Source organism: Streptomyces sp. NPDC050549, from assembly GCF_040655035.1.
Classification (GTDB): domain Bacteria; phylum Actinomycetota; class Actinomycetes; order Streptomycetales; family Streptomycetaceae; genus Streptomyces.
The window spans coordinates 202,375-216,443 of the sequence record NZ_JBFAJD010000013.1; the positions used below are offsets into that span (position 1 = coordinate 202,375).

The 14,069-nt window shown below is 70.7% G+C and carries 11 protein-coding genes and 2 pseudogenes; 4 read left to right on the forward strand and 9 right to left on the reverse strand.

From position 1 onward, the window contains the following. Positions 1-21: 21 nt before the first annotated feature. Both AB0I51_RS21205 and AB0I51_RS21210 read left to right on the forward strand, forming a co-directional pair. Complete coding sequence (locus tag AB0I51_RS21205) at positions 22-819, forward strand: phosphatase PAP2 family protein (RefSeq protein ID WP_362977275.1); 798 nt, start codon at positions 22-24, stop codon at positions 817-819. Then, positions 816-1,781 (forward strand): hypothetical protein, encoded by a 966-nt coding sequence (locus AB0I51_RS21210; RefSeq protein WP_362977277.1) that lies wholly within the window; start codon positions 816-818, stop codon positions 1,779-1,781. The genes AB0I51_RS21205 and AB0I51_RS21210 overlap by 4 nt, the downstream gene beginning before the upstream one ends. A gap of 6 nt (positions 1,782-1,787) precedes the next feature. On the opposite strand, the gene AB0I51_RS21215 is transcribed toward AB0I51_RS21210, so the two are convergent. The 5 genes and pseudogenes from AB0I51_RS21215 to AB0I51_RS21235 all read right to left on the reverse strand — a co-directional run bounded on the left by AB0I51_RS21215 (position 1,788) and on the right by AB0I51_RS21235 (position 7,807). Beyond that, positions 1,788-2,606, reverse strand: a complete 819-nt coding sequence (locus tag AB0I51_RS21215) for a phospholipid scramblase-related protein (RefSeq protein WP_362977279.1) — start codon at positions 2,604-2,606, stop codon at positions 1,788-1,790. A gap of 52 nt (positions 2,607-2,658) precedes the next feature. Next, the gene (locus AB0I51_RS21220; protein ID WP_362977281.1) at positions 2,659-4,713 is read right to left on the reverse strand and encodes a phosphocholine-specific phospholipase C; all 2,055 of its coding nucleotides are present in this window, start codon (positions 4,711-4,713) and stop codon (positions 2,659-2,661) included. Positions 4,714-4,870: 157 nt separating this feature from the next. Then, positions 4,871-6,111, reverse strand: a pseudogene (locus AB0I51_RS21225) (ABC transporter permease). After that, on the reverse strand, positions 6,108-6,845 hold the full coding sequence (locus tag AB0I51_RS21230) for an ABC transporter ATP-binding protein (RefSeq protein ID WP_362977316.1): 738 nt from the start codon (positions 6,843-6,845) through the stop codon (positions 6,108-6,110). Before AB0I51_RS21230 ends, AB0I51_RS21225 begins: the two are co-directional and overlap by 4 nt. A gap of 35 nt (positions 6,846-6,880) precedes the next feature. Then, positions 6,881-7,807 carry a hypothetical protein gene (locus AB0I51_RS21235; RefSeq protein ID WP_362977283.1) on the reverse strand — a complete coding sequence of 309 codons (927 nt, stop codon included), beginning with the start codon at positions 7,805-7,807 and terminating at the stop codon, positions 6,881-6,883. Between the two features lie 28 nt (positions 7,808-7,835). Between AB0I51_RS21235 and AB0I51_RS21240 the strand changes: the two genes are divergently transcribed. Both AB0I51_RS21240 and AB0I51_RS21245 read left to right on the forward strand, forming a co-directional pair. Beyond that, the gene (locus tag AB0I51_RS21240) at positions 7,836-8,438 is read left to right on the forward strand and encodes a glycoside hydrolase family 9 protein (protein ID WP_362977285.1); all 603 of its coding nucleotides are present in this window, start codon (positions 7,836-7,838) and stop codon (positions 8,436-8,438) included. 75 nt (positions 8,439-8,513) lie between these two features. Then, positions 8,514-8,849, forward strand: a complete 336-nt coding sequence (locus AB0I51_RS21245; RefSeq protein ID WP_362977287.1) for a hypothetical protein — start codon at positions 8,514-8,516, stop codon at positions 8,847-8,849. Positions 8,850-8,905: 56 nt separating this feature from the next. Here the strand turns inward: AB0I51_RS21245 and AB0I51_RS21250 are convergent, their stop codons facing one another. From AB0I51_RS21250 to AB0I51_RS21265, 4 genes and pseudogenes are all read right to left on the reverse strand, one after another. Continuing rightward, positions 8,906-9,853 carry a hypothetical protein gene (locus AB0I51_RS21250; RefSeq protein WP_362977289.1) on the reverse strand — a complete coding sequence of 316 codons (948 nt, stop codon included), beginning with the start codon at positions 9,851-9,853 and terminating at the stop codon, positions 8,906-8,908. 2 nt (positions 9,854-9,855) lie between these two features. After that, positions 9,856-11,787 (reverse strand): trehalase family glycosidase, encoded by a 1,932-nt coding sequence (locus AB0I51_RS21255; protein WP_362977290.1) that lies wholly within the window; start codon positions 11,785-11,787, stop codon positions 9,856-9,858. Positions 11,788-12,130: 343 nt separating this feature from the next. Beyond that, positions 12,131-12,796 carry a vitamin K epoxide reductase family protein gene (locus AB0I51_RS21260; RefSeq protein WP_362977292.1) on the reverse strand — a complete coding sequence of 222 codons (666 nt, stop codon included), beginning with the start codon at positions 12,794-12,796 and terminating at the stop codon, positions 12,131-12,133. 119 nt (positions 12,797-12,915) lie between these two features. Beyond that, positions 12,916-13,383: pseudogene (locus tag AB0I51_RS21265) on the reverse strand (hypothetical protein); the annotation flags it as partial. Positions 13,384-14,069: the final 686 nt, after the last annotated feature.

Sequence of the window (14,069 nt, forward strand, 5' to 3'; positions counted from 1 at the left end):
CGTCAGCGAAGGGGCCGGGGGATGAATGCCCGCACCGAGCCTGCAGAGAAGGGGACCAGCGCGATAGCGCGGCCCCCGCTCGTCCGTGAGCTCCTGCTCGTCGCAGGGCTCTTCCTCGTCTACAAGTTCGGCCGCCAGCTGGCGACGGGCCACACCGGTGAGGCACTGCACAACGCCCGCCACGTGTGGGACCTGGAACGGACCCTGCGTCTCCCGAACGAGGGCTCGGTGCAGTCGGTGCTGCTGCACAACGACACCCTCGTGCACCTCGCGAACACCTTCTACGCGACCGTCCACTTCCCGGCCACCGTGGCCTTCCTGGTCTGGCTGTACCTGCGGCGCCCGGCGCACTACGTCTGGGCCCGCCGGGTCCTGGCGACGGTCACCTCGGCCGCCCTCGTCCTGCCCTTCGTGTTCCCGCTCGCGCCCCCGCGCATGCTGGCCGCGACGGGCCTGGTCGACACCGCGAAGGTCTACGGCCCCTCGGTGTACGGGCCGCCGACCAGCGACCACCTCTCGAACCAGTTCGCGGCGATGCCCTCGCTGCACTTCGGCTGGGCGCTGATGGTCGCGATCGGCCTGATCGTGGCGACCCGCTCGCGCCGGCGCTGGCTGTGGCTGCTGCATCCGCTGGTCACCCTGATGGTGATCGTGGGCACGGCGAACCACTACTGGCTCGACGCGATCGTCGCCACCGCGATGCTCGGCATCGCCCTCGCGCTGATCCACCCGCCGCACCGCACGGCCACCACGGCTGGCCGCGGCCAGCCGGAACTCGCCCCCGAGAAGCAGCCGGTACTCGTCGGAGCGGGCCGATGAACGCCACCCTCGTCGCCGTCGTCCTCTCCCTCTTCTCGGCCGTCGCCTACGCGGCCGCCGCCGTGGCGCAGGAGCGGCTGGCGTCCCGCAACTCCGACGCGGGCATGCTGCGGCTGCTCGCCACGGGTTCCTGGTGGTGGACGGTCGTGCTGAACGCGTCGGCCGCGCTGCTGCACGTCGTGGCCCTCAAGTACGGTCCGCTGACCGTCGTACAGCCGCTGGGCGCGCTCACTCTGGTCGCCGCCGTGCCGATGGGCGCGCGGGTGGCCGGGCGGCGGGTCAGCACGGCCGAGTGGCGGGGAACCGCGCTCACCCTGCTCGGCCTGTCGGCTCTGCTGGTCACGGCGTCCGGGCCGCAGCCCGACCAAGTCCTCACCGTTCCGCAGGCGTTGGCGGTCGCGGGCGCGACGTCCGCGCTGATCGGCCTGCTGGCCCGGCGCGGCGCGAAGCCCGGTCTACGGCATGCTTCGGCGTCCGGTGTCGCCTCGGGCGTCGCCTCCGCGCTCACGCAGACGGTGACGGTCGCGGCGACGGACCGCTCGGGTCCGCTGCTGAGCATGCAGGTGGTCGGAGTCGCCCTGCTGGTCGCGGTGTTCGCGGCGGGCGGGCTGCTGCTGTCGCAGACCGCATACCGGGGCGGCCTCGGTGCCCCGCTCGCGGTGGTGACCCTGGCGAACCCGGTGGCCGCCGCCGGAATCGGCCTGGCCCTGCTCGGCGAACGCCTCCAGGGCGGCGCGGCCGGCATCCTCCTCGCGCTGGCGGGGGCCGCACTCGCGTCGTGGGGTGTGGTGCTGCTGACCCGGGTGACCCCGGTGGTGCCGCTGCCGAACGAGTACGGCGACCACGATCATCCCGTGGCCGCCGTCCTGGCGCTGGAGCCCGAATCGGCCTCCCTGGAACCGGCGTTGATGCCCCGGCAGCCGGGCCGGCGGTCCGAGCCGGGGCACCTCACCGCACTGTGACCGGGGTCAGCCGAGGCCCCGCGAGTCCTGCTTGAGGGCGGTGTCGACGGTCAGCGCCGTCGCCACCACCAGGCTCAACAGCGGCTCGGGCAACTGGTAGTGGATCTGCAGGACGTAGTTGTCCGCGGTGGTGAACATCGTCTTGGCCAGGCCCTCCCAGGTCTTGGTGATCCGGGCGACCTCGTTGTCCGCGTGGTCGACGATGGCGAAGTTCCAGGCCCGCCAGTTCTCGGCCTTGATCGCGCCGATCTGCTGGCCGTTCACGATCAGCCCGAAGTTGATCTTCCCGATCATGTTCTGCTGGACGATCTCACCCACCTGCGAACCGTCCGGACGGGACACGATCACCCGGGACTTCATGATCTTCGCGGGGCGGGTCAGCACCAACTGCGGCTGCCCGTGGGCGTCCCGGATCTCCAGCCGGTGCGTCATGAACTGGTCGAGGCTGGAGACGAAGCGCAGCGCCTTCTTCAGCGCGCTCTGGCCTATCTCGGTGACGGTGCCTATCAGATTGCCGTTCTGATCCATGACCTTGTACTCGTTGGTCAGCTCGATCAGCTTGGCCTTCTGGTTCACCACGAGAACCGGCTCGCTGAACAGACCGCCGCCGCCGGGGCCGCCCCCGGCGACCCCGGCCTGCTGCTGCACCTGACGCCGGACCCGCGGGTCCGGCCCCGCCTGCTGCTGGGGCACGGACTGCGGCTGCGCCTGCTGGTCCGCGTTGGTGTGCTCGGTCCACTTCGCGCCGTCCCAGTAACGGAGGGTCTGGGGCGCTCCGTGCGGATCCGGGTACCAGCCTGCAGGTGTGTTCGAATGCGTGGTCACCGGGGCACACTACCGCGAGTGCCCCGGAATACAACCGGCTCTACGGCAGTGCTCATACCCGCCCGATCGCCGGGTCGCTGACCCCCGGGCGGCCGTTCTCGACATGTCCGGCGAATCGCCGCAGGAAGCCCGCGTCGCCGTCGGAGGTGACCGTCAGGTCGTACCACCGCCTGCTCGCGCCGAGGTCGAAGGTGTGCCGGACGGTGGCGCCCGCCCGCACCTTCACGGCCCGGGTCCTGCCGCCGTAGCCGTTGGCGACCCTCAACTGCACCGTCCCTGAACCCTTGTTGGTGAAGGTCAGCTCGACGTCGTCGCCGCAGTCCCGGGCGGTGACCTCGGGTCCGGCGCTCTTGCCGGGGCCCTTGAAGACGCGCAGGAAGCCGTTCGGGCCGTGCACGGTGAGGTCGTGGGAGCCGCCCGAGTAGGCCGAGTTCCAGGTGTCCGAAACGGTCTTGCCCGCCTCGGTGGTGTAACTCCAGGGCCCGTCCGTGCGGTTGCCGGAGGTGACCAGGAAGTTGGCTCCGGCCTTCGCACCGGACGCAAAGGCGAGCGTGAACTTCCCGGCCGCCGTGTCCGCCGAACCATCCACCACGGACGCGTACTTGAGCGGCCGGGCCGGGCGCAGTCCGCGCTCCTGCTTCGGCAGCACGGGGTTGGCGGGCGGGGTCGGCACGTAGTCGGGGTGGCGGTTCTTGTCCGGCGGCTGGTAGCCGTCGGTGTCCGGGAGCGGGACCTTCTTGACGTCCTTGTGGGAGAAGTCGAAGGCGGTGGTCAGGTCGCCGCAGATCGCGCGCCGCCAGGGCGAGATGTTGGGCTCGTGGACGCCGAAGCGGCGCTCCATGAAGCGGATGACCGAGGTGTGGTCGAAGGTCTCCGAGCAGACGTACCCGCCCTTGCTCCAGGGCGAGACGACGATCATCGGGACCCGCTGGCCGAGGCCGTAGGGGCCGGCCGGGTGACTGGCGTCGCCCTTGAAGAGGTCGGGGCCGACGTCGACGGTCGACTTGCCCTGCGCGGCGGAGCCCGGCGCGAACGGCGGGACCAGGTGGTCGAAGAAGCCGTCGTTCTCGTCGTAGGTGATGAACAGGGCCGTCTTCGCCCACACCTTGGGGTCGGAGGTCAGCGCGTCCAGGACCTGCGAGACATACCATGCGCCGTAGTTCGCGGGCCAGTTGGGGTGCTCGGTGAAGGCCTCGGGGGCGACGACCCAGGAGATCTTCGGCAGCTTGCCGCCCTTGACGTCGGCCTTCAACTGGTCGAAGAAGCCCTCGCCCTTCGTGGCGTCGGTGCCGGTGCGGGCCTTGTCGTAGAGCGGGTCGCCGGGCTGGGCGTTCTGGAACTGCTTGAAGTAGAGCAGCGAGTTGTCGCCGTAGTTGCCGCGGTACGCGTCCTGGATCCAGCCCCAGCTGCCGGCCGCGTCGAGGCCGTCGCCGACGTCCTGGTAGATCTTCCAGGAGACCCCGGCCTTTTCGAGCCGCTCGGGGTAGGTCGTCCAGCTGTAGCCGGCCTCGTCGTTGCCGAGGACGGGGCCGCCGCCGCTGCCGTCGTTGCCCGTGTAACCCGTCCACATGTAGTAGCGGTTGGGGTCCGTGGAGCCGATGAACGAGCAGTGGTAGGCGTCGCAGATGGTGAAGGAGTCGGCGAGCGCGTAGTGGAACGGGATGTCCTCGCGCGTCAGGTACGCCATTGTCGTGGAGCCCTTGGACGGCACCCACTTGTCGTACTTGCCGCCGTCGAACGCGGCGTGCCCGTCGTTCCAGCCGTGCGGGAGGTCCTGGATGAACTGCAGGCCCAGGTCGTCGGCCTCGGGCCGGAACGGAAGGATGTCCTTCGTGCCGTCCGACTGGTACCAGACCGGTTTGCCGTCCTGCCGGGTCACGACCGGACGCGGGTCGTCGAAGCCCCGGACGCCTCTGAGCGAACCGAAGTAGTGGTCGAAGGACCGGTTCTCCTGCATCAGGACGACGATGTGCTCGACGTCCTCGATGCTTCCGGAACGGTGGTTCGCGGGGAGCGCGGCGGCACGCTCGATGCTGTTGGACAGCGCGGTGAACGCCGTTGTGGCCCCCGCGAGTTGGAGAAAGCGGCGCCGGTTGACTTCGGACATGGGTGAGGTACCTCTCATCCTGACGCGCGGCTGGCCGGAACGTGACGTAATGCGCGCGCTGCGAGTGTTCCAAGTGCAGCAAACGTCAGGGAAGGGCCTGGTGACGCTCGTGTGAAAGTCGTGCGTATGTGCGGGGTCGAAGCGGCGGGGCGAACCGTCACGCTGTCGCCAACGCCTCCGTCGGGGTGAGGCGGGAGGCCCTGATGGAGGGGTAGACACCGGCGGACATGCCGATCAGGACGGCGCCGCCGAAGCCGCCGCCCACCGCCGGCAGCGGGATCACCGGCGGCCAGCCCCGACAGGCGGCGCAGCCGACCGTCGCCAGGATGCCGAGGACCGTTCCGGCCAGGCCGCCGAGACAGGACAGGGCCACCGACTCGGGGAGGAACTGGCCGCGGATCTGCCCCCTGTCGGCTCCCAGGGCCCGCCGCAGACCGATCTCCTTTCTGCGTTCGAGGACCGAGATGACCATGGTGTTGGCCACGCCGATCCCGCCCACCAGGAGGGCCACTCCGGCCGGGCCGAGGAAGAGCGCGGAGAACGTCGTCCGTGTGGCGCGTTTCGCGGCGAGGGCGTCGGAGGGGCGGCTGACCTGCACCATGCCGGGGAGTTCGGGATAGATGGTCGGGGCGAGCACGTTGCGGACGGCGTCGATGCCGTCCTCCCTGGCCTTGACGTAGATGATGGTGGGGTGCCCGGTGAAGCCCGGTTGGGTGCGCGCGGCGTCCCAGCCGACCAGGACCGAGCGGTCGATGTCGGGCGACAGCGGAGTCCGCGCGAGGACGCCGATGACCGTGAACCAGCGGTGGTTGATGTAGATCTGCGGGGCCGGCCGACCCGGGACCACCTTGGCGATGCCCATCCGGGTGGCGGCGACCGGGCCGAGGACCGCCGTGGGGAACCGCTCGGTGCTCGCGCTGAGGTAACGCCCGGACTGGACCTCGGCGTTGATCGCCTTCAACAGGTCGGTCCTGCCGGCCAGCACGGTCAGCCCCGCGTGGTCGTCGGCGTCGACACGGTCGTTGCGGAACACCTCGACGTGCGTGTTCGCGACCGCGCCGACCACGGTGACCGGTCCGATCCGGCGGACCATGTCCACCGACTGGGGCGGCAGTTGGACCGGTGGTGTCTGGTTGGGCACGGGGACGGCCTGGAGCATGTCGGTGCCAAGTGCCGAGAGCTGGTTCATCAGCGCCTTCTGGCTGGACGCCGGGATCCCGGTCACCACGATCATCGTGGCGATGCCGATCCGATGCCCAGCGCGGACAGCGCGGCACGCATCCTGCGGGTGTGGATGCCGAGCAGCCCCAGGCGCAGGATGTCCAGCGGGGCGAGGCGCACCGGCCTCGTGTCCGCGACGGCCTGGACGGCAGTCGGCTTCGGTGCGGTGATGGTCATGACCGGCGTTCCCCATGGGTGTCGGTGAAGGTGTCCCTGCGGATGGCGAGGGTGTCGTCGGCGAAGTCGGCCGTGTCGACGGCCCTGGTGTCCTCGCCCTGGACGTCGGCGACCAGCCGGCCGTCGAGGATCTCCACCCTGCGGGGCAGGTGCGCGGCGATGTCCCGGTCGTGGGTGATGATCGCGATGGTGGTGCCCTCGTCGTTCAGGGTGGTCAACAGCTCCAGTACGGCACGGCCGTTGGCGGTGTCCAGGGCACCCGTGGGTTCGTCCGCGAGGGCCAGGGCCGGGCGGTTGACCAACGCGCGGGCGATGGCGACCCGTTGGCGTTCGCCGCCGGAGAGCTGGTTCGGCAGATGGCCGGCGCGGCGCGCCAGGCCGACCCGGGCAAGTGCCTCCCTGGCCAGCGGAGCGCGCTGCCGGCGGAGAACTCCGGCGTAGGGCAGGCCGGTTGCGACGTTCTCGGCCGCGGTCAGTCCGTCGGCGAGATGGAACTGCTGGAACACGAAGCCCAGCCATCGCCCGCGCAGCGCGGAGAGCCGGCGGTCGGAGAGGGCCGCGACATCGTGGCCGCCGGTCTCCACGGTGCCGCCGGTCGGCCGGTCCAGGGTGCCCATGATGTTCAGCAGGGTCGACTTGCCGGACCCGGACGGGCCGACGATGGCGAGGAGTTCGCCCTCCGCGATGGCGAGCGGGACACCGTCGAGCGCCTTCACCCCGCCGGGGTACTCCATGCCCGCGTCGATCACGGCCAGTACCGGTCGGCTCTTCACGAGGTGGTCCCGACCTTCATCCCGGCCGTGACACCGGCACCGCTGATCTCGACCAGCCCCTTGGCGAACATCCCGGTCCTCACCGCGATCAGCCGGCCGCCGGGCAGCTGGACGGCGTAGCCGCCCTCGCTCGGCGCCAGCAGCGCGCCGACCGGTACGGCGAGCACGCCCTTGTGGCTCTCCGAGGTGAACGCGACCTGCACCGGGGCGGAGGTCAGCTTCCGGACCGCCCCGGTGTCGGGCAGCGAGACGGTGACCGTGAGCTGCGCGGGGGCCGAACCGCTGGTGTCGCCCTGGGAGTTGTCGGTGGCGGCGGTGGAACCGACCACGTCGATGGTCCCCTTGACGGTGGAGTTGTCCGGCAGGGCCACCGTGACCCGATCGCCCCGGGACATCGTGCCGACCTCCGTCGCGTCCACCGGCACGGACACCTTCTTGGTGGTGGAACTGACCGTCATCAGGGCCCCGGTGGCGTCGTCGCCGCTCTGCGCCTGCACCGCGCCGACGCGCACCTCGCCGGACTGCACCGTCACGTCCCCGATGCCGAGCACTCCGGTGGCGGGCACCCCGACATGAGCCTGCCGGCGCCGGATCGCGGCGATCAGCTCGGCGGTGAGCACTCCGTCGCCCTCCTTCACCTTGACCGAGGTCGCGGTGGGGGCGGGCGCGGGAGAAGGGGCGGCGCTCGCGGAGGGGGCGGCCGTACCGTCCGTCTTGCCGGACGCGCCGGTGCCGGCCCGGTCCGCGGCGGCCGGGTGCTGAGTGACCCAGGTCCCCGCCCCCGGCTGGACGCCGCTGTCGTAGCCGAGCTTCTTGAGGTTGTCGGCGACCACCCGTACGTCGGGCCCGGTGGTGCCCCGCGCGCTCAGCGTGCGGTAGAGGGGGGTGCCGCCGTAGAACACCGGCACGGGGACGTTGTCCACCTTGTACAGGGGGCGGCCCCGGGAGACCGTGGCTTTGGGGGCGGGCAGCCGCAGCAACGGCGTGGGGGCCGACGACCTGTACAAGGACCTGCGCCGCCAGCTGGAGGACGGGGTCGAGCGCGCCGGGCACGACCCGTTCGGCGCGGGCGCGGTCTACGACGACTTCGACGCCGTACCGCACACGTTCGGTCTGGTGGCCACCGCCCGCCTCTACGCCGAGGCGACCGGGGACACCCGCTTCGCGGCCTGCGCCGGGCGGCAGCGGGGCTGGGCGCTCGGCGCCAACCCGTGGGGCACCAGCTTCATGATCGGCGCGGGCGAGGTCTACCCGCACTGCCCGGAACACCAGTTGGCCAACCTGCACGGCAGCCACGACGGGAAGGGCGCGATCCTGCGCGGCGCGGTGGTCAACGGCCCCAACGCGGCAGAGAAACTGACCGACTTGAACGGCTTTCCGACCATGAAGAAGTGCACCGCCGGGCCGCCTGCCGGAGCCTGGGCCGACTTCGACGGCAAGGGTTCGCGGTACGTGGACGACGTGGGCGCATGGCAGACGGTGGAGCCCTCGCTGGACTTCACCACGACGGCCCTGCTGGCCTTCGCCCTGACGGCGCAGGACGCGGACGAGTGACCGGGCCGGCCCCTGAGTCTCTGAGTCTCCTCAAGTCGCTTGGCGAGTACCGGAGATGACGGCCAGTCTGTCCCTATGACAGGAATCACGGGACTGGGCAGGAAGAACACCTTCGTGCTGACCGTCCGGGACGCGGACGTGATCGCGGCGGCCCTGCGTCAGGCACTGGCCGGGGCCTCCCCCGAGGAACGCCCCGGCCTGAAACGCGCCGCCGCGCTGGTCGAGTCCACCGCGGCCTCCGACGAAGGCCGGCTGCGGGCCCGTTGGGTCCGCTCCCGGCTGACCGCGGCCGGCTTCACCGGGGACCTCGCCTCGGTCGCCGCGGTACGGGCACTGCGGCAGGCGGAACCGGGGCTGAGCCTGTTGGCGGCGGTGCAGCTCCAGAAGGAGGCGGTGGCACATCCGGAGTGATCCGGCAGCCCCAGAGCACACGGGGAGGGCGGGGGCCGCCGGAGGTGTCGGGCCGCTCAGGACGTGAGGTAGCAGGACTTGCTCACGTTGGGCAGCGGGTCGGAACCGAAGGCGGCCGTCGTGCAGCTCGTACCGCCGCTGAAGGTCTTGTAGAGGAAGCGGCCCCGGGCGCCGTAGGCGACTGTCTGCTGTCCGCTGAAGGCACAGGTGCCGCCTTCCGCCGAGCAGTTGGTGGCATAGCCGACCGGGCCGCCGGTGGCGGTGTAACAGGCCTTCGACTCACCGGAGATGGGGTCGCCGAACGTGGCGTCCGTGCACGCGGTGTCGCCGGTCGCGGTGGCCGTGGTGAACGCTCCGTAGGCGCCGTACATCACCGGCTGTCCCGCCACCGCCGAACAAGTCCCGTTCTGGTCGGCACACTTGGTCCAGCCGCCGGCCGGGCCGCCCGCGGGCGGCAGGTAGCAGGACTTGGCGACGCCGTCGACGGGATCGCCGAAGTGGGCGTTGGAGCAGTCGACGGAGCCCTCGGTGACCTGGTGGACGAAGTTGCCGTTGGCTCCGTAGGCGACGTCACGGTTGTAGCCCGGCACGGAGCAGGTGCCGCCCTCGGCCGCACAGGCGGTGTATCCGGGCGGGCCGCCCGCGTCGGCGACGTAGCAGGACTTGACGAGGTTCGCCGCCGGGTCGCCGCCGAAGGAGTCGTTGGAGCAGGCGGTGCTGCTCGTCACGGTCTTGTACGTGTACGTCCCGGCGCCGTAGGCCACCGAGCGGGTGCCGCTGAAGGAGCAGGTGCCGCCCTCGCCCGCGCACCGGGTGTAGCCCGCGCGCAGGGCGCCGGTGCCGGGTTCGGTGGGCGGTGCCGGGTTGCCGAGGCCGGAGGCGGAGACGGTATAGCTGCCGGGGGCGACGCCGGTGAGGTAGACGTAGGTGTCGTCCTGGCTGCCGCCGGTGATGCCGGAGGCGGGCGTGAAGGTTCCGTTGCTCCAGACGGTCGCGCCGTTCACGGTCACCGTGATGTTGCCGCCGAGCTTCGGGACGCCGATCCGGCCGGTGCTGCCGGACGGGCTGGAGAGGTGGCCGAGTAGGTGCCGGCCGACGGGTCGCGGGACCAGGAGGCGGTGATCGCACCCTGGGGCGTGGTGATGCGGCCCTGGGCACTGGTCAGGTCGCCGGGGTGCGGGACGAAGCGGTAGGCGCCGGTGGACGACTCGGGCGCGGTGCCGAGCACGTCGAAGGTGAGCGTCGAGGTGGGCGCGGTCGACCAGCCGTGGGCCAGGCTCATGAACGAACCGCCGTAGGCGAGGCCGCCGTCGGACTGGATGCCCTCCCAGAACGTGCTCTTGGTGCCGATGTCGCTGTCGAGCATGTGGCCCCAGGTACGGCGGATCTGGTCCAGGGCGGTGTAGTCGTCGTTGGCGGTGAAGCGCGCGTTCAGCTCCATGCCGCCGGCGAACGGCGAGACGTTGCCGCCCCACTCGGGCGTGGTCGGGCCGTAGATGCCCCAGTTGTTGCCGAGCCCCGCGATGATGCCCTTCGACTTGGCCGTGGAGTCGCTCAACCCGTACCAGACGGCGAGGGAGTTGCCGTCCTGCGGATAGAGGCCGCTGGTCGGGTTGTCCTTGTACATGCCCTTGGAGGCGTCCCACAGCCGGGAGTTGGCCGCGGCCTTGATGGCGTCGGCCCTGCTGTTCCAGCTCGCGGCGAGCGCGCTGTCGCCCTCGACCGTGGCGAGGGTCGCACCGCCCCTGAGGGCGCCGTACAGCAGCGCGTTGGCGGAGATGTTCTCGCCGCCCTGGCCGACCCGGGCCCAGTCCTGGGTGCGGGTCACGTTGAGCAGGTTGTTGCCGTCGATCTTGTTGGTGATGAAGGCCATCCCCCGCTTGTAGTTGGACCATTCGGAGTCCAGCCACGCCCGGTCGGCGGTGTACGTGTAGTACGTGGACGTCCCCAGCAGCGTCCAGGTGTGGTAGGTGTCCGAGCCGGTGAGGTTGAACGGCGGGCCGGACCAGGGGATTTCACCCGCGGACGACTGCGCGTTGTACATCGTGGTCAGCGCGTTGCGGGTCGAGGTGAGGTCGTTGGAGTACGCGTACTGCGTGGGGACGGCGATGCCCATGTCGCCGGGCCACACCGTACGGTCGCGCTTCGCCCCGTCCACCAGCACGGAGTCGCCGACGCCGACAGTGGCGCTGTTGTCCCAGGCCGAGGAGGGCGGCGGCCAGGCGCGGCCCTGGTTGGAGGCGATCGTGTTCAACTGCACGGTGTACGCCCCGGCGTACCAGATGCGGTTGAGCAACTCGTCGCTGGAGGTGAAGTAGTTGGCGTAGTCGGCCGGGTCGGACTTCCCCGGCGCCGCGGTGAAGTCGAGGCTGACGCCCTTGAGGTCGACCCAGCCCGTGCTGTCCAGGAAGACGGTCACGTAGCGGAAGCCGCCCCGGAGTTGGGCAGTGGGCACGGTGTAGGCGCCATTGGCCGAGGGGGTGGTGTAGAGGGCGCCGTCCTCCCCGTCGCGACCACTGCTGCGGTCGCTGTTGTTGCCCACGTACAGCGACGACTCACTGAAGGCCAGGCCGACGCGCCGGCCGCTGGAGCTGGTGCTGCCGAATGACAACGTTACCAAGCCGCCGACCTCTTTCCCGAAGTCGAGCGTGACGGCGGACTGCGAGCCGGAGATCCGGGTCGCCTGCCCGTTCAGCACGTTCGTCGGGTTCGCGACACTGCCGGAGGTGCGGTAGACGGCGGTCGGTTTGAGGGTGCGCGAGGTCGGCGAGTAGTTCACGGCGTCGAGCGCCGCCCTGGGAGCGGGCGTCGCGCTCGCCGGTGCCGCCCCGGCGGACAGGGCCGGGGTCACGGCCAGCGCGGCGGCCACCACCACGGCGAGCCCGACTAGGCGCCCTGGTCTGGGCTTTCGGTTCAGCGCTGGCCTGCGACGGCGCATGGGTGCCTCCCGGATCGGTGGGGGAACCAGCCGCTCAACTGGACAACCAGGTGGGTGAATCGATTCAATTCGATCGACCACGGAAGCCAGGAGTCAGAGGAGTGACGGGTGCGCGAGATGACTCGCCGAAGTTCGCACCGATGATGGGCGCCGGGAGAGCGGGTGTCAACCCATCGCGACGGCCTTCAACTCCCAGGCAAAAAGCGCACCTTACGACATTGACAGGGCCGCACCAAGCCGGTTCACTGCGTCGAGTACGGGTAGAGGTATGGACCTTTGATCCAGAGCTGAATCCATTCACCCCCGGCGTCTCCCATCGTGAGATCGAGGCGCTCGTGCGGGCTCAGAGCAGCGTCTGCCAGTAGGTCCAGAAGCGGGTGGCGATCAGCATCACGATGCTCAGGTACCAGGTCACCGGCACCACCCAGTGGAACTCCCGAACCCCCGCGACCAGTCCGCGCGGTGCCGGGACGATGCCGTGGCGGAGGTTGTGGGCGGTGACGTACCAGAACATGGCGATGGTGGCCGCCCAGGCGAGGCAGCACCACAGGCACAGCGCGCCGATCTCGTACAGCGCCTGGGTCATCAGCCACATGCAGAAGGCGGCGCCGAACAGCGTGCCGAGGTTCAGGCCGAGCCAGAACCAGCGGCGACAGCGGGCTCCGGACAGCAACGCCGCACCGACGGCGACGACCACCGGATACGTGATCAGGCCCAGCAGCGGATTCGGGAAGCCGAAGACGGACGCCTGGTGACTGCGCATCACGTTCGTGCACGACAGCACCGGGCTGATGTTGCACGACGGCGTGAAGCCCGGGTCCTGAACCAGCTGGAACTTGTCGATGGTGATCACAAAGGAGGCGAGGATCCCGAGGGCACCCGAGACGATCAGCAGCCAGGCGAGCGCACGCGAGGCTCCGGTCGCGCCCGCCGCTGTGATCTCCCGGTCGCCTCCGTCCCGCCGGGCCCTGGTGACGGGGTGGTGCACGCTCGTGGTGATGCCGGTCATCAGAGGGTTCTCGTCTCGCTGGTGGTCGGGGTGGGCCGGCGGCCCACGGTGATCGACGCATGTCCGCCGTCATGCGGACCGCGCCCGCGTTCCGGCTGCGGCGCGATGCGCATGCCCTCACGGACGGCGCCCCGCGGCCACACGATCTCGACCGGAACGCCGTGAGCACGGGCATAGGCCACCAGATGCGCGGTGGCGTCACGTCCATCGGACGGGGAACCGTCCCACACGGCCAGCAGCTGTCGGGCACCGGCGATCATCCGCTCGTCCGCAGCCACGCACGCGTCCCGGTCGGCCGGGTCGTACGTCAGCAACCGCACCTGCCAGGCGAGGGCCAGCAATTCACCGGTCGCCACCCGATCCCGCCCCGGCAGCAACGCGGGCACCATCCCCTGCGTGGGCGTCACCACGACCAGCTGACGCCCAGCCGCCCGCAGCGCCCGACCGAACGCCAACGGCACACCGGCGCCTGCGCGCACCAGCCCCGGCACCCCGGCGGCCATCCGCTCCAGCCGCGCCCGCAGCTCGGCCTCCACCAGCGTCAGCGCGCCCGGAGCCAGGTCGGCATGCCCAACCGCCGCGATCATCTCCCCGCTCACCTCCCAGCCGAACCGTCGATCCGGCGCTGTGCCGTTTCCCCTCGCCATGGACGGCCCCGCCCGCCCTACCCGTGAACGGGACCGCTAAGACCGGTTCATGGGCGGGATCCAAGCAGCACGGGCAGGACCGCAAGATCAGTGAAGTCAGTCCGCCCAACCAGCGACAAGGGCCGAACGGCCCCGGCAGAGAAGGCTGGTTGGGCCAGTCGGCCGCGGCAAATGGCCCTGTCCGGTCTGATCCGGTCACGGGCGTCATACAGTCGTCCGGCCGTTCCGTACGGCACGGCCTGCGGGGATTCTCACGCCTTGCCGGGGGGAAATACGGCTCGCGAGATGTGGCGGCATCCGAGGCGGCGTCACACCCTGGGCCGCACTCGGGTGCCTGAGCCTTCCTCCACGCCCGGGACCCTTCACACCGCACATTGCGATCAAAGCCGTATGCCCCGCGTCGCAGACCGCTGGAGGCGGAGGCGCTTCAGGGGAGAGGCGCTTCAATGAGTGGAAGTCCTCCGCGGCCGGGCTGCCGAACTCCCCATGGCCGGACGGCCGGTGGTGTGCGGCCAGTCTTTTGCGTGCGGTGGTGGAGGTGTCGCCGGGAGAGGTGCTGATCGGCAGCACGCCGCGGAGGACGGCGGAAGGCTGGGGCCGGGTACGAGGGCCCTGCCGGTGCCGGA